The sequence below is a fragment of the Agarivorans sp. QJM3NY_29 genome (assembly GCF_050870835.2).
GTDB lineage: Bacteria > Pseudomonadota > Gammaproteobacteria > Enterobacterales > Celerinatantimonadaceae > Agarivorans.
The window spans coordinates 3,166,052-3,183,093 of sequence record NZ_CP194036.2; the positions used below are offsets into that span (position 1 = coordinate 3,166,052).

Below are 17,042 nucleotides of genomic sequence, written 5' to 3' on the forward strand. Positions count from 1 at the left end.
CATAAAGCCTCCTACCGGGAGGCTTTTTTTTTACAGGGAATAATAAATGGCAGACTTAGAGCAGATCCGAACAAAAATCACCGAGCTCGACCAAAACTTATTAAGCTTATTGACTGAGCGTCGCCAACTCAGCGTTGAAGTGGCTAAAAGTAAAATTGAATCCCCAAAGGCGATTCGCGATCAAGAACGTGAACAACAACTACTGGTTAAACTGATCACCAAAGGGCGCGAACTTGGCCTTGATGCGCACTATGTCACCCAGCTTTATCACACCATCATCGAAGATTCGGTTCTATCACAGCAAGCATTTCTGCAAGGGATAACCAACCCCGATAAACTTGCACCAGCGGTACGTGTCGCCTTCCTGGGCAACAAAGGCTCATATAGCAATATCGCCACCCATCAATACTTCTCACGTTACAAAAAGCAAATTGTTGAATTTGGCTGTAGTGGTTTTCAGGATATTGTCGATACCGTCGAGTCTGGTCAAGCGGATTACGGCATGTTACCGATAGAGAACACCAGTTCTGGTAGTATTAACGAAGTTTATGATGTGCTGCAACACACGAGCCTCTCAATTGTTGGAGAACTATCGATTGCCATTGACCATTGTATTCTTGCAAACCCTGAGGCAAAGTTAGAACAGGTAACCACCTTGTATGCGCATCCCCAACCCTACCAGCAATGCAGTCTATACCTGCGAACACTGCCCGGAACCCGAGTTGATTTTGTCGATAGTTCCTCTAAAGCGATGGAAATGGTCGCCGCCAGTGATGATCTGAGTATCGGCGCGATCGGCAGTAAACTTGGTGGAGAGATGTATGGTCTGCGAGCCTTCAAAACAGATATTGCCAATCAACAACAAAACTATACTCGTTTTATCGTCGTTTCACGCAAGCCGATTGAAGTTGCAGATCAAGTCCCTGCTCGCACGACCTTTATTATGTCAACAGCCCAACAGCCAGGTTCACTGGTTGAAGCCTTGCTGGTATTGCGTGAGCACAGCATTAATATGAGTAAGTTAGAATCTCGCCCGGTACAAGGTAATCCATGGGAAGAAATGTTTTATGTCGATGTATCGGCCAACGTTAATTCCCCACAAATGCAAGCGGCTCTTGCAGAGTTAACCCGCCTAACCCGCTATATTAAGGTGTTAGGCTGTTATCCCAGCGAAAATGTTGATCCAACCCAGATCCCGCTGGCGATACTCGCTCACCAACAAAACTCAGGAACAGAAACACCGAGCTTAATTAAAACCATTCAGGCTGATGGCGCGCTTTCGAGTCGCAGTCATAAACAAGTGAATACCGTGGTACGAGTCGGTGATGTGAAAATAGGAGGGGGAGACTTTATTACTTTTGCTGGCCCCGGAGCAGTTGAGTCGGAGCAACAAATCATCAACTGTGCAGCAACGGTAAAAGAAACAGGAGCCGCTATTCTCGCCGCAGGTTGCTTTAAACCACGCAGTTCACCCTATAGCTTTCAGGGACTAGGAGAAGAAGGTTTAAATTATCTCAATACCGCAGGCAAAAAATATCGGCTCCCCATCATGACGGAAGTGAGTTACGTCGACCAAGTTGCCGCCCTTGCCGCCAAATCAGATATTTTGCATGTTCGTTCACGCCATATGAAAAACTTCCATTTGCTGAAGGAATTAGGCAAGTCGACTCGTCCAATTGTGTTGGAACGTAACAATATGTGCTCCCTAGAGGAATGGTTACATGCTGCTGACTATATTCTAGCGCAGGGCAATCAACAGGTGATTCTGTGTGAAGCCGGCGTTCGAACGCTAGAAGGCAAAACCAAGACCACCCTCGATTTAGGCGCCATCAGCCTGTTACGCGAAAAAACTCACTTACCCATCGTGGTCAATCCAGGAGAAGTAGTAGAGAACATCGAGTCTATCGCCCCCTTGGCCAAGGCCGCAAAATTACTTGGTGCAGACGGAGTAATTTTATGTACTCACCCGGCCCCTAGTGAAGCGAGTGTTGATACCGATAAATCACTGGATTTTAATCAATTCAAACAACTTATGGCGGAGCTTTATTAAACACTTCGCTGGTCATTTATCTTGCTTCAATCAAGCCAGCGCTAAGGCGCTGGCTAATTCAACTCTCCTTTCCAAAGACCAACCTCGCCCTTAGTTGACCCGTTATTTTCCTTCCTATCACCCATTTAGGTGATGCGTGAAAATGGCCTCTTTTATATCTTGAGGTCGCCAAATCTATCACTTTGGCAGATCAACTCATAAAGGGACAATCATGAAAAAACTACATCCTTTAGCCTTAGCAGTTGGGATGGCGATAAGCTTAAGTGGCTGCGGCGGAGGTGAAGATAAACCACCGATTGGCCAGTTAACACTCGAAGCGACCGCCATCGACGGCTATCTACAAAACGCTTCAGTTTGGCTGGATATCAATGGCGATTATATATGGAACAATCGAGAACCAATTGCGACATCAGGAGAAGGCGGCAAAGCGATTCTCATTGTTAGCGACTACCCCGATTACGCAAAATACCCCATTGTAGTCAAGGCAATTGCAGGACAAACTATCGACCAAGACGCGCCAGAGCAAACCATTAGTTTTAGTTATCTCATGGCTGCTCCGGCAGGACAAACCAAGATATCGCCGCTCTCAACCTTAGTGCATCTCGCAATGCAAAATGATAGCGAATTAAGCGTAGAACAAGCCAAGCAGGCAATTGCGAGTGACTTGCATATTGATCCTGAAAGTATCCTCGGTGACTTTATCAGTCAACAAAACAGTGAAACAGCACGCTATGCGCAACTACTCGTTGAAGCGCAATTAATGCCGATTGATAGCCAGTCGGCGGGTGCGGCCAGTCAAATCGTCGAAAGCTATCAACAAAATAAACAATTGCTTGCAAGCGTCACTGAAGAGGAAACCATCATCATTAACAACGGTGAACTGGCAAAGGTGATTGACGACGACGATGACGATAACGATGGCGTATTAGATAAACAAGATCGTTATCCGAATAATGCCAATGAAACAAGCGATAGTGACAACGATGGCATCGGCGATAATGCTGATAAATTCCCCAACAATGCCAGTGAAACCCAAGATGCAGACAACGATGGTGTCGGTGACAACCATGATAATTGTAAAAATGTCGCCAATAGCCAGCAGACCGATAGCAACGACAACGGCATAGGGGATGCTTGTGAGCCCAAGCCAGCCGCAACTTTTGATAAGGCCGTATTTGACCAAGCTACATGGCAATAATTTAAAAATATCTAAAGGACCAGATAATGAAAAAGTTTAATAATTCACTCTCAATGCTCACCTGCTACATCGTACTAAGCACTGGAATAGCTGCCGCCGATACAAGCCCCACAACTTTAACCACGTTTAAAGCAGGAGAGACCATTAAAGCCAATGAGATGAACGGCAATTTTAGCTACCTAGAGCGCTTGGCAAACTCAAGTACCACCCCAAACAATCAGGCCATTACGCTCGATATTGACTGTGCTAGCAATGCCGATGCGCTCAACGATTACTTTGCCAACCCTGGCTCGGAGCGTTTTGTAAGTTTAACGCTAACAGGAACCTGCGCCGGTGATGGCAATGCCGAACTCGTGATCAGTCGTGACAACATTAAAATCACCGGTGGTAGCATTGATAGCTTAATCAAAGTCGTTGGTAAGCAGGATGTGAATATCATCGGCACCAGCATTTTAGGCAACACCGATAGTAATCGTGCAGCCTTCATCGATGCAGGAAGCGCCGTCTATTTTGAAAATAACACTTACCCTGCGGGCAGTGAATTACTGGCGACAGGAACATCATCGATCGTATATAACGATGATGTCGACGGTTTAAAGTTTGTTGCAACTTTATCATCTCGTTTATTCTTTTTTTCTCCCGAAGGTAAAGCGCAACTGATCCTACTTGATACCGCAAGCAGCATGGAATATACCAATTTAAGCAGTGCTGAATTAACCGCAAGTAACGCATCTGGATTCAAGCACCTTGGCGAAGGTTCCTTGCTGGTTGATAACTTGCGAATACGCACCAATGCAGGCGGTACCGTATATAATGCCAGCATGGCAAACGAGTTAGACCTATTTAATAATGGTGGTCTATTAATCGAAGGCGATCTAAGAGCGGACACAGTTTATATCGGTAGCTCTTCCTCTTTGGGCGGAAACACAATGACTGCCAACAATATCGAATTGGAAGGTAATGCCTCGATCGACGTAGATGCTATCGGTACACTCAATGACCCCGTTGCAGAACTCACGCTTCGCTCAGGCTCTAGCCTATGGACCAAGCAAGTCTACGCAGACAAAGTGGAACTTCAATCTGCGAAAGTCGATGCCGCCAATTTCACCATAAACAGTGCTTTGTTTGTACGTAACGCTAGCGTCATTTCAAATGAAAGCTTTGTACTTGGTAGCACCGCGAGCAGCAATAGTGACTTCGGCGGATTTAGCTATTTTGAACTTGCCTACCCGATTGATGCTATGTGTAACAATTTTAACCGCTATGCCAATGTAGATGGCTGGTCATTCGCCAGCAATAAAGGCTTTCCCAACGATTGTCCAAATATGAACTAAATCATGATCAATTGATCTAGATGCTAACTTTTTACAGTTAGCATCTAATTTTACTTTATCTTTGTCGTCGGTCTAGTTAACGTGATTTTCATTTCCGTAGACGAAAGCATCGAATGAAAGGGTATTATGCACAACACGGAGCCACTATCTGAAAACCTTATCGCTAAGATTTATGATACCTCACTAAACCCTGCATTATGGCCTGAATTATTAGAACAAATTGTTGAACTACTGCCCCGATTATCATCTCAACAGCAAGTCAGCGAGCAGACAATGCTGAGTATGGGGGCTGGACAACTGCACACGATAAGCCCCATCTCACCAACTGCGTCATTCGAACACTTAGTCGACCACTTACAACGCAGTGCTCAAATTTGCCAACAACTCACCAAAGAACAAGATCAACAAGCCTTACAGCAACAACTATTTGAGCAACTTCCCTTACCCGCTTTGCTTTTATCCGCAGCGGGTGAAGTATTGCAACTCAATCAACAAGCGCGACATGCCTTAGAAAAAACCACCGCAATAAATTTATACAATAATCGTCTGCAATTAGCCGAACACCATCTTCAGCGACAATTCAATCAAGCGATTGAGCAGCTATCCGCCGCCAACCCTCAACACCACTCATTAACTCTGCAACTCCGTGAAAGTTTCCAAGCGCAACCGATTAGCTTAAACCTCTCAAGAGTCATGGATAGATGGCAACAGACTGGACAAGTACTGGCATTAATCGCCTGCGCGGAAGCACAGGTGGAGCTTGATCTTGAAGGTTTTGCTTTAAGCTACAACATCAGTCCTGCGGAATTACGAATTGTGGCACTACTGCTTGAAGAACGCACTCTGCATCAAATTGCCGAAAAAAATAAAGTCTCAATCAATACCGTACGCAGCCAATTGAAAGCTATTTTTGCGAAAACTGGCTGCCATAGGCAAAGCGAACTGATCAAACTTGCGCTTACAAGTAGCGCCACCAACAAAACATCAGTATCCACTGTCACCAGTTTATTACAACAGCAACACCTGAACGCGCCTTGTTACCACCATCAACTGAAACTCGGCGAACGCCAGCTTGGCTATAGCGATATTGGTCGAAGCAGTGACCTGCCGCTTATCATGTTCCATCCGAGCACGGGTTCAAGGCTGCAACAACACCCCAATAAAAACTTGATATATGAGCAAGGGCTGCGATTAATCACTGCTGATCGCGCTGGGTTTGGCCTCACAACAGCAAGCGATAAACCTTGCTTGGAGCAATCGGCCCAAGACGCTCTACAACTCGCGGACCGATTACAACTGGAAAAGTTTTGCGTCGCGGGGTTCTGCGGCGGCGGACCATTTGCTTTAGCTCTCACAGCACTGGCCCCTGAACGTATCATTCACACAACATTGATTAGTAGCGTGACGCCTTATCAACCAATCAAACTACTACATGGGGTAAAAACCAGTAATAAACTATTGGCTTATATCGCACTCAATGCCCCCAGTATTATCCACCCACTATTTACATTTATTGCGCGTAATGTAATGGACAATCCTGAACGTTACTTCGATCAAGTTTACCAATTTTTATGTGAAAGTGATGCCAATGCCCTTTCAGAGCCAGAGCTGATGAATAACTTTTTATTAGCTTTTCGAGAAGCGATGCGCCAAGGACCGACTGCATTTTCTCATGAACTGACTTTATTAAGTCAAGACTGGTCAATCGACTTTTCAGCCATAGAAACCCCCATCAGCATGTGGCATGGTAGCCAAGACCAGCACGTCCCTGTTCAACTCGCTCGTTTATTGTGTAACGCGCTACCCAATACCAAACTATATGAATTGAAACCACATGGTCATCTGCTGATTTATCATTGCTGGGACAAAATACTCAAGCATATAAAAGAAAGCCACCACATGGCTGAGCAATGCGTCGTGTAGATAGTTCACCTAACGGTCTGCGAGGACAGGTTCATTGCGACGTGACACGCCCCTGAATTTGCCTCTGTTATACATCTAGGTCGCACCTATATTTAACAAAAGCATCCGCTAAAAAGCAAAAACCCAGCAAGGCGCTGGGTTTTAGTCTCAAGGGTCACGACTAAAAACGACCGGGGCCTCTGCCACCGCCGAAGCCGCCCATCCCACCTGGAGGCATCATCCCTTTCATTTGGCCCATCATTTTACGCATGCCACCTTTACCCGACATCTTCTTCATCATTTTCTGCATTTGAGTAAACTGTTTTAATAACTTGTTTACATCTTGAATTTGAGTCCCAGAACCAGCAGCGATTCGACGCTTACGCGAGCCCTTAATGATCTCCGGTTGCTTACGCTCACCCGGCGTCATCGAGTTAATGATAGCTTCCATTTGATTGGTCAACTTATCATTCATTTGATCTTTCACGTTAGCGGGGACTTGTCCCATACCGGGCAACTTATCCAGCATGCCCATCATGCCACCCATATTCTTCATTTGAACCAACTGCTCGCGGAAGTCTTCTAGATCAAACCCCTTACCCTTTTGTACTTTTTTGGCAAGTTTTTGCGCTTGATCTTTATCAACCTTACGCTCAACTTCTTCAATCAACGATAAAACATCACCCATCCCTAAAATACGTGACGCAATACGATCTGGATGGAAGGGTTCTAGAGCGTCGGTTTTTTCACCAACCCCCATAAATTTAATCGGCTTACCAGTGATATGACGGATCGACAGCGCCGCGCCACCACGCGCATCACCATCGGTCTTGGTTAAGATCACACCGGTAAGCGGCAATGCCTGATTAAAGGCTTGAGCCGTATTTGCAGCATCTTGGCCGGTCATCGCATCCACCACAAATAAGGTTTCGACTGGGTCAACCGCTTGATGCAAGGCCTTAATTTCGTCCATCATGTCTTCATCAACATGTAAACGACCAGCGGTATCGACGATTAATACGTCAGCAAACTGTTTTCTCGCTTCTACAATGGCTGCGTTGACAATATCCACCGGGTTTTGTTTTTCGTGACTCGGGTAGAAAATTGCGTCCACTTCTGTGGCGAGGGTTTCTAACTGTTTGATCGCCGCCGGACGATAAACGTCGGCACTGACCACCATCACTTTTTTCTTTTCACGTTCTTTCAGATACTTAGCAAGTTTGGCGACACTGGTGGTTTTACCCGCCCCTTGTAAACCCGCCATCATCACCACGGCTGGCGGTTGTACCGCCAAATTGAGGCTTTCGTTAGAATCCCCCATCGCCGCTTCAAGCTCTTGCTGTACGATTTTAACAAATACCTGGCCTGGGCTAAGGCTCTTGTTAACTTCTTGACCTAAGGCACGTTCTTTTACTTTTTTTACAAACTCACGAACCACAGGTAAAGCAACGTCGGCTTCCAATAAAGCCATCCGAACTTCGCGTAGCGTATCTTTGATATTGTCTTCGGTTAAACGGCCACGGCCACTAATATTTTTTAAGGTTTTCGAGAGTCGATCAGATAAGTTTTCAAACATGCTTTTTCCTGTTGATCATATAACGAGCATCGTTCAGCGCTGGCATTATACCCTAGGGCTTGTTTATCTTTCGAGATTATTTTTGCAGCTGTTTATCGGATCTTGCGAAAAGGTGGAGCCTACACCGCTGAGCCAGTCGACAAAAGCAAGCAATAGCGCGTCGAAAATGGTGAGATATGCCGCATGGAGGCTTCAAGCCAAAGCTTTCAATTAAATTTTTCTCGCTTTAAGGAGAACCTATCACCATGATTTAACGCCTTTTCTCACCGAAAAACACCCATCACCAAAGATCAATGGTTAGCAAGCAACATTTTCTAAACGCTAATTCTAGCTCTGATTGGATAGGCCGAGTATACTGATTTCAAACAATTAGTTAGTTAGCTTTAAATCATGAATGTATTGGTACTCCCTACCACCATATTTTATCTATTAGCATCCTATGTATGCATTTCTGGGCTGCAGAATAAACAGGCTGGCGCCAATAAGTGGCTGTGGCTAAGTGCCGCTTGTGGCATGGCTCTGCATGGCATCTGGGAATTTCAGCATTTATTTTTAGCCCAAGGCCAAGACCTTAGTCTATTCAATGTCGCGGCCTTAGTGAGCCTATTAATTTCCTTGAGTGTCACCGTACTGGCCAAGCCCTTTAAGCTTTGGTTTATCCTTCCAGTTACTTACCTATTTTCGATTATTAGCATATTTTTAGCGGTATTAATTCCAAGTGATTACATTCTTCATCTAGAATTGAAACCACAGGTGCTGATCCATATTTGCGTCGCGCTGGCAGCATTCACGGTGTTAATGATTGCCAGCCTTTATGCCCTGCAAATGGCCTACCTAGATTGGACGTTGAAGCGGCATAAGCCTGGCGCAATCCACCCTGCGTTACCTTCATTAATGAGAATTGAGAAACAACTATTTACTCTAATTCGACTAGGTTTTGTATTACTCAGTATCTCGCTACTCAGCGGCTTCATTTTCTTAAATCAGTTTTTTGCCCATGGGCAGGCTCATAAGGCACTGTTTAGCCTATTGGCCTGGATAATTTACGCTAGTTTATTATGGGGACAACATTATCGGGGATGGCGAGGTAAAACAGTGGTTGTGATGACTGTCAGTGGCTCAATCTTGCTCACTCTCGCCTATTTTGGCTCACGCTTTGTTAAAGAAATCATCATCGGCTCATAAACATCACTTGACAGCCCTTAAACTCAACATATAAATTAGTCCCTTATATTTACCAAGGATTTTCCTGTTTGAACGACATCTCAACGAGTAGCTTATTAATACTGCTCGTGTTCCTCATAGTTTGTTCTGCTTTTTTCTCTAGCTCCGAAACTGGCATGATGTCGCTTAATCGATATCGGCTTCGGCACTTAGTCAATACCAAACATAAAGCGGCAAAACGGGTCGACAAGCTATTACAGCGTCCTGATCGGCTGATCGGTTTGATCCTTATTGGCAATAACTTAGTTAATATTTTGGCATCAGCAATTGCCACCATTATTGGCTTACGCCTATTCGGCGATGTCGGTGTAGCGATCGCAACACTGGCACTAACCTTCGCCATTTTGATTTTTGCTGAAGTCACACCAAAAACCATGGCGGCACTCTACCCTGAACGGATTGCCTTTCCAGCCTCACTGTTACTTCGCCCACTCATGAAATTGCTATTCCCTGTGATTTGGGCCACCAATGCAGTGACGAATGGAATATTACGCCTGTTGGGTGTGAATCCGAATAGTAAGGGCGATGAGGCTTTAAATCCTGATGAATTACGCACCGTAGTCGATGAAGCGGGGACGATGATCCCGAAACGCCACCAAGACATGCTACTCAGTATTCTCGATCTAGAAAAAGTCACCGTTGATGACATTATGATCCCCCGCAACGAAATTGCAGCGATCGACATCAATGACGATTGGGATAGCATTCTTCGGCAACTCACTCAAAGTACGCATACTAAAATCTTGCTATTTCGCGACTCTATCGATGACTCGGTTGGTTTTGTCCACTCTAGGGATGCGCTGAGGCTGCTATCTCGTGAACAATTTGATAAGACCTCAATGTTACGCGCGGCCAAGGAAATTTATTTCATCCCAGAAGGCACCCCACTTAATGTACAGTTATTAAAGTTTCAACGCCGCAAAGAGCGGATTGGGCTAATTGTTGATGAGTATGGTGATATTCAAGGCTTGGTGACGCTTGAAGATATTCTGGAAGAAATTGTGGGTGACTTTACCACGAGCATGGCACCAGCCCCCAGCGATGAAATTCATCCACAAATTGATGGAAGCTACTTAATTGAAGGTACGGTTAACATTCGCGACCTCAATAAAGAAATGGCGTGGTCTTTTCCTATCGATGGTCCTAAAACCTTAAATGGTTTGATCATCGAGTATTTAGAAGATATCCCTGAAGCCAACCTATGCTTGAGACTGAGTGGCTATCCCATAGAAATTGTTGAAATTGAAAATAATACGGTGAGCCTAGCGCGAGTTATGCCTGCTTTTTATAACAAACCCAAATCAAATTAAAGCAACTAAAAAGCCAGCATTTTGCTGGCTTTTTAGTTTTATAAGCGCCTATTGATACCAATCTAACTCATTAGCTATTCATTCTTACGGGTCTAAATCACCGCTAACTGCGTGATGTATCTTGTAATTAAAACCACGAGTTACTTCACTTCATAGCTTGTTATCAGCAGATTTATTCTGCGCAATAAGTTGATCATATAATGAATCAGATTTGGTATTAAAGGGTTCCCAAAATATCTTTAGATAAGGCTAATTGTTCGTTTTTGTTCACACTAATACCACGTTCAATGATCTGACTCGCGATAGCTTTGGCTTCATCCAAAGAGTGCATGGTATAAGTTCCACATTGATACTCATTTAGCTCAGGAATATCATTTTGATTTTTCACCGCCAATACATCATGCATCGAAGCTAACCAAGCTTCAGCCACCTGCTGCTCGGAAGGGCTTCCAATCAAGCTCATATAAAAACCAGTACGACAGCCCATAGGAGAAATGTCGATAATTTCAACCTGCTCAGAATTCAAATGCTCACGCATGAAGCCTGCATACAAGTGCTCTAGCGTGTGAATACCACGCTCTGACAATATCTCTTCATTAGGCACACAATAGCGAAGGTCAAAAACGGTAATCGTATCATTGCTAGGGGTAGCCATGGTTTTGGCGACTCGAACCGCAGGTGCATGCATACGGGTATGATCAACAGTAAAACTATCTAATAAAGGCATGATTATCTCTCTCGGATATACTCAGCTAAGCGGAGTTTAATTTATAGGGTATTCAAGCAAAAAATAGCCGCCATAGCCAGCTACTATCTAGATCTTCTTTACATTTACTATATTGCGCGGCATAACGCTTAGACCGTTGGTCAACCCTATTGGCAACCTTGACGAGCCACTGCTTTTGTTTATAAGAGCCCCGTTTATATCCCCCCCAACCTTCATGGTAGTTAAGATATTGATTGCGAGCATCCCACTTGGAAACACCATTAATTTTATGAGTCTTATAAGTAAACCAGCCCATAAAATCGATGGCATCATCAAAATTACTCCGCGAAGACCATGAGTTACCCGTTTCTCTAACATAGTCTTCCCAAGTCATAGTCTTTGCTTGGCTATAACCATAGGCCGAACTCGCACGCCCCACCGGAATAAAGCCAAACCAATACTCCATCGGTGGTCGAGCATTATGTTTAAAGCTCGACTCTTGGTACATCATTGCCAAAGGAACATGGACCGGCGTTCCCCACTTCTTATTCATTTTTTTGGCCGACTGATACCAATCACTTTTTTCCTCAAAAATACTACATATATTTTCGGGATCTCTCGGCGGGGCACTACTACACCCCGCCAGCATTGCCAGCCCAAGCGAGGCTAATAAACAGCGTGTCATCCGCGTCAGGTTTACAGGTTTATTGATTCGCATTTTCAAAATACTTTATTAAAAATTGGTCAAAATCCATATCATCCGCTGCTTCTATCGACTGCTGCTCGATAAAGCTCCGCTTAGCCATGGCCGCAAAATCTTTTTCTTGCCAGTTAGTCGGTTGATGATTCAGCATCTGTTGACGATATTCTGCCGCCCACCGCAAGCCCAAATGACTATTATCTGCAGCTTGTGTAGTTAACAAGCGTAAAAAATATGCTGAATAGCTATTATCGTTGCTCACATCTTGAATAGCTTCTGCTAAAGCCATCGCAAAATCAGGCTGACTACGCTTGATATCGAGTAGCTCGGCAGCTTGTTTCATATAAAAAAACAGTTCTTCAATATGCTGCGGCAATGGCTGCTGTTTACCTGCAATATTGAGTTCAAGAGAAGGGTTACGCCCTTGAATAGCGACTTGGTTAAAGTTGTCTCGACAAGCTTGTAGTTCGGCATGACTCATCGCCGGTGAGTCCATTAAGGTACAAGCCAATAACAAACAATCAATCACCCTCACTTGTGCTTCGGTGACACCAACCGCACTGTAGGGATTGACATCTAAAGCGCGAATTTCAATGTATTCAATACCGTCTGCTGCCAACGCTTGTGAAGGAGTTTGACCCGGTTTGGCCACTCTCTTAGCTCGGATAGGAGCATATAGCTCATTCTCAATTTGTAAGATATTCGCATTCAGCTGACGATATTCACCATCGACCTTTACCCCTATATCAGCAAAGCCATCAGAGTGAGTACTCACCGCTTCCCGAACACTATGCACGTATTCCTCAACGCTATTATAGTTAATCTCTAACTGGTTTTGATCCGCGCTGGTATAACCCAAATCACTCAAACGTAAGGAGGTTGCAAAGGGAAGGTACAAAGTACCTTTCCCCATGTGCTGAAAGTCTAACTGACTTTCAGCTGCATTCATGAAGGAACCACAAAGAGCTGGAGATGCACCATACAAATACGCAACCATCCAGCCAAAACGGTAGAAATTGCGGATTAATCCCATATAACGTTGCGAGATAAACGCCGATAAATCTTGGCTATCCCCTTCAACTTTTTGCAAAGCTTGCCAAAAACTCGAAGGCAACGAAAAGTTATAATGAACCCCCGAGATCACCTGCATCGCACTCCCATAGCGATGACGTAATCCCTGTCGATAAACATGCTTCATTTTGCCGATATTTGACTGACCATAGTCAGCCAAAATGATATCTTGCTCATTCCCAATATAACAAGGCATGCTAAGCGGCCATAGACACTGTCCATCGAGTTTTTTTAATGCTTGATGATGTATATCAGTTAAACGCGATAACAACTGCTCTACACTATCAGAAACTGGGGTAATAAATTCCAGCAAGTTTTCAGCATAATCGGTGGTAATCAAAGGGTGAGTTAAAGCCGCACCAAGTTCCTTTGGATGACCATTGCTAGCCAACTTACCTTGCTCACCTATTCGCAAAGCTTCTCGCTCGATACCACGTTGAATACCCTGTACGCCGGTATCCGCCATTGCTGCGCTTAATTGCGCAAGCCGTCTAGAAAACTGTTGAGTCAAATTCAAACTCACTATTTGTTAAAGCGCTTGGTGCAGCAAAGCATAACGAGCTTAGCATCCTTTTACCACCCTAAGCGCGGGTCCATTTACAATGCAAGTTGTTGAACAGGCATACCTAATTTGTTTAACTGTGGCAACAACTGTTGCTTGTCACCCACCACAACGATGATCATCTGTTGTGGTGATAAATATTTTGACGCGAACTTTTTCAAGGTCTCACGACTAATTGTCGCGGCAATCTGATTCTGCTGGGCAACAAAGCTGGGATCCAGTTGATGTACCTGCATCTGCATCAAAAATGACGCTTTTTGGGAAGGCGTTGCGTAAGCCAGCGCTTCTTGTTGAGACACCGCACTACGCATATAGGCGAGTTCTTTATCTGTCGGCCCGGTGGTTGAGTAATGTTCCAGCTCGGCAAGTAATTCTTTAATTGCATCAGCGCTTGCATCTTGACGAACATCGGTAGAAATCACAAAACTACCGCCGTCTTCAAAACCGGAGAAGCCACTGCTCACCCCATAGGTGTAGCCCTTATCTTCGCGCAAATTCATATTGATCCGGCTGTTAAAATTGCCACCAAAGTTAAAATTCATTAAGTTGGCTTTGAAGTACTCACCCGTTGCATCATAGGGCATCGCCAAACGACCAATACGGATTACCGATTGCACCGCACCAGGCTTATCAATCAAATAAATCGTCGGCTTACTGACTGATTCGGTAATGCGAAGATGACCACTAGGACTCGCTTGACCACGCCATTTCTGTTGCAAGGGCTGTAAGGCTTGCTCCATTTGAGCTTGCCCCAAGTTACTCACCACAACCAATTGACTTCCCATCGGCTGGTAATGACGCTGCCAAAATTGCTTCACATCCTCGAGACTAAGCGCGCTAACACTCTGCCTCGTCCCGGCACTGGATGTTGCAAGCCGGCTGCTTTCACCAAAAATCAGGCCCTGACTCGCAATACTCGCCAACCAACTAGGTCGGTTATAATTCTGCTCAATGCTTTGCAAATGACGGGCTTTCTCACGTACAAACTCTTGCTCATCGAAGGCCGGCGTTAACAAACGTTGCTGTAAGATATCCAGCACTTGAGGCAGGGTTTCGGTCAGTGAACTCAAACTGATACTTTGACTATACAAACCAGAACCAAAACTAATTGAGGCCCCCAACTCATCTAATTGGTCTGCTAACTCTGCGGCGCTATGGCCTTGAGTGCTTTGCATTAACATTCTTGCGGTTAACTTGGCCAATCCTTCTTGACCAGGCGCTTCGGCGAGACTACCTCCGGGTAAGCGAAACTGTAAGGTGACCGTTGGTGTTGCTTGCGCAGAGGTGCCTAATAGCTGTAAACCATTACGGAGCTGACCGTGCCACAAGGGTGGCAATTTTACCGTTAGCGCCGGTCCCGCACTGGGTTCAATACTTCGGTCAAAACTATCGACGACTTTAGCCTGCTTCAATTGCTGTTCATCGATATGTTGATACACAGGCAGTTGGCGCGCTTTTGGCTGATAATTATCAGGCCCAGCCAATAACTGTCTTTGGCCCTTAGGAACCACACTCATCACGACCCGCGGTTTATCCAAAATATACTGCCGATATGCCTGTTGCACTTGTTGATCATCGACATGGTCAAATTGTTCTAGTACTTTGCTCACATAAAGCGGTTGGCCAAAAAAAGTTTCACCATAAGCCAATTGGCTGACCACATCAGAGACGCTTTCTAAGCTATAAATAGTAGAAGCCTTGAGTGAACCGCGAACTCTTTGTAAGTCAGCCGCATCCATCCCACGCGCAGCCACTTTACTAATGGCTCGGTCAACTTCTTGCTCTAGCTGAGCTAAGCTCAGACCCGCCTGCGGATTAGCCCGAACAGCGATCGACAAGGTACAAGCCATTTCTCGACAATAATGAGAACTATATGCCGATAGTGCTTTACCGCTTTCAACCAATGATTGATACAATAATGAACTTTTTCCACCGCCTAATATCTCAGAAAACATATCCAAGGCGACTTCGTCTTTTGCTCCCGCGAACACCGTTGGGTAGCTGATGTAGAGTAAAGGGATATGCACCCGATCTTCTAAAGAAATATAACGAGTCTCACTCAATTGAGCCGGCCGCGGTTTAATTTTAGGAACTTCTGGTCCGGTCGGGATCGTCGCAAAGTACTTATTAACCCAAGTCAGCGTTTGTTCAATGTTGATGTCACCACCAATACTAAGCACCGCGTTATTCGGACCATACCAACGTAAGAAAAAAGCTTTAAGATCGTTTACATCCACTCGATTTAAATCTTCGATATAACCAATTGGCTGCCAAGAATATGGATGATCTCGAGGATATAAGGCTTCATCGACCCGCTCCGACAATAAACCATAAGGCGCATTATCAACCCGTTGAGCGCGCTCATTTTTAACCGTAGCACGCTGGATTTCGAATTTCTTTTGACTGACCGCATCAAGTAAAAATCCCATCCGGTCGGCTTCCAACCACAACACTTTTTCAAGTTGATTCGCCGGCACGGTTTCATAATAATTAGTACGGTCTTTGGTGGTCGATCCATTCATCGTACCACCAGCCTCATTGATGATCCGAAAGTGCTCCTGATCTCCGACGTGTTTTGAGCCTTGGAACATCATGTGTTCAAAAAAATGAGCAAATCCTGATTTCCCGACCACTTCGCGATTCGAACCGACATGATAAGTCACATCAACATGTGCTAAAGGCGCGGAATCATCTTGATATAAAATGACGGTTAGACCGTTTGCCAAACGATATTTTTTATAGGCAATCTGGAGTGCTCCGTCACTTGCGGGCGAAGCTTCAACTAAGGTCACACCTGCTGGCAACGTTGGCAACTGTTGCGTGTCAAACTGCGAGCATCCAACAACTAAGTAAAGAATGCTAAAAACACTCAACCATCTAAGCACTATTGTTTCCTCATTTATAACAATTTAAATCGACGCGAGTGACGCGCCGAAGGCTAATATCAAACCGTAGCGAGCCGTTTTACCAATCAACATCGCGATCGCGCATTGCCAGACCGACAACTTAGCGGCCCCAGCCAATAAACACAAAAGATCACCCACCAGCGGCAACCAGCTCAACAGTAAGCTCCAAGGGCCGTATTTATTCAACCAGAATTTAACCTTCGCTTGCCGAGCTAAATTCGGAGGGCCAACCAAACGCCGTTTGAGCGAAGCCATTAAGCCCCACCCCATAGCGAAACTGAATAAGCTACCCAAGGTATTGCCAACACTCGCCACAACTAGCAGACTTAACCAACGCTGTGGATATTGTAACAACAATGTACTAAACAACAGTTCCGAGCTTCCTGGCAGCAAAGTCGCCGAACTAAAAGCGCTAAAAAACAGTAAACTTAACAAAATAATGACCGAGCAGCGACCGACTTTTTTTGGACGCCCCTGCAATTTCGTGGACAACACCGACTAGA

Annotated in this window: 12 protein-coding genes and 1 other annotated feature (1 of these 13 cut by a window edge); of the genes, 6 read left to right on the top strand and 6 right to left on the bottom strand. The window is 45.0% G+C overall.

Features of this window, described 5'->3' with window-relative positions:
* Positions 1 to 32: a sequence feature (Phe leader region), on the top strand; it begins 95 nt to the left of the window's first position.
* 14 nt (positions 33 to 46) lie between these two features.
* The 4 genes from aroF to ACRRS0_RS14355 all read left to right on the top strand — a co-directional run bounded on the left by aroF (position 47) and on the right by ACRRS0_RS14355 (position 6,505).
* Positions 47 to 2,050: a 3-deoxy-7-phosphoheptulonate synthase gene (gene aroF / locus ACRRS0_RS14340; protein ID WP_432452508.1), complete on the top strand. Its 2,004-nt coding sequence runs from the start codon at positions 47 to 49 to the stop codon at positions 2,048 to 2,050.
* Between the two features lie 211 nt (positions 2,051 to 2,261).
* Positions 2,262 to 3,248, top strand: a complete 987-nt coding sequence (locus ACRRS0_RS14345) for a thrombospondin type 3 repeat-containing protein (protein WP_432452507.1) — start codon at positions 2,262 to 2,264, stop codon at positions 3,246 to 3,248.
* A 26-nt stretch (positions 3,249 to 3,274) separates the two neighbouring features.
* Positions 3,275 to 4,582, top strand: a complete 1,308-nt coding sequence (locus tag ACRRS0_RS14350; RefSeq protein ID WP_432452506.1) for a hypothetical protein — start codon at positions 3,275 to 3,277, stop codon at positions 4,580 to 4,582.
* Between the two features lie 126 nt (positions 4,583 to 4,708).
* Complete coding sequence (locus ACRRS0_RS14355) at positions 4,709 to 6,505, top strand: alpha/beta fold hydrolase (protein WP_432452505.1); 1,797 nt, start codon at positions 4,709 to 4,711, stop codon at positions 6,503 to 6,505.
* 160 nt (positions 6,506 to 6,665) lie between these two features.
* Here ACRRS0_RS14355 and ffh read toward each other — a convergent pair whose 3' ends face one another.
* Positions 6,666 to 8,060 carry a signal recognition particle protein gene (gene ffh, locus ACRRS0_RS14360; RefSeq protein ID WP_432452504.1) on the bottom strand — a complete coding sequence of 465 codons (1,395 nt, stop codon included), beginning with the start codon at positions 8,058 to 8,060 and terminating at the stop codon, positions 6,666 to 6,668.
* Positions 8,061 to 8,450: 390 nt separating this feature from the next.
* Between ffh and ACRRS0_RS14365 the strand changes: the two genes are divergently transcribed.
* Entirely contained in the window at positions 8,451 to 9,245 is a 795-nt protein-coding gene (locus tag ACRRS0_RS14365) for a cytochrome C assembly family protein (protein WP_432452503.1), read from the top strand.
* A gap of 68 nt (positions 9,246 to 9,313) precedes the next feature.
* A complete protein-coding gene (locus ACRRS0_RS14370; protein ID WP_432452502.1) occupies positions 9,314 to 10,594 on the top strand; it encodes an HlyC/CorC family transporter in 1,281 nt (426 codons plus the stop codon).
* Between the two features lie 217 nt (positions 10,595 to 10,811).
* Here the strand turns inward: ACRRS0_RS14370 and luxS are convergent, their stop codons facing one another.
* The 5 genes from luxS to ACRRS0_RS14395 all read right to left on the bottom strand — a co-directional run bounded on the left by luxS (position 10,812) and on the right by ACRRS0_RS14395 (position 17,034).
* Positions 10,812 to 11,321 carry an S-ribosylhomocysteine lyase gene (luxS, locus tag ACRRS0_RS14375; protein WP_432452501.1) on the bottom strand — a complete coding sequence of 170 codons (510 nt, stop codon included), beginning with the start codon at positions 11,319 to 11,321 and terminating at the stop codon, positions 10,812 to 10,814.
* Between the two features lie 52 nt (positions 11,322 to 11,373).
* Positions 11,374 to 11,985, bottom strand: coding sequence for a hypothetical protein (locus ACRRS0_RS14380; protein WP_432456169.1), 612 nt, complete (start codon positions 11,983 to 11,985; stop codon positions 11,374 to 11,376).
* A gap of 19 nt (positions 11,986 to 12,004) precedes the next feature.
* Positions 12,005 to 13,582, bottom strand: a complete 1,578-nt coding sequence (gshA, locus tag ACRRS0_RS14385) for a glutamate--cysteine ligase (protein ID WP_432452500.1) — start codon at positions 13,580 to 13,582, stop codon at positions 12,005 to 12,007.
* Between the two features lie 86 nt (positions 13,583 to 13,668).
* The gene (locus ACRRS0_RS14390; RefSeq protein WP_432452499.1) at positions 13,669 to 16,518 is read right to left on the bottom strand and encodes a M16 family metallopeptidase; all 2,850 of its coding nucleotides are present in this window, start codon (positions 16,516 to 16,518) and stop codon (positions 13,669 to 13,671) included.
* 24 nt (positions 16,519 to 16,542) lie between these two features.
* Entirely contained in the window at positions 16,543 to 17,034 is a 492-nt protein-coding gene (locus ACRRS0_RS14395; RefSeq protein ID WP_432452498.1) for a YqaA family protein, read from the bottom strand.
* Between the last annotated feature and the right edge of the window lie 8 nt (positions 17,035 to 17,042).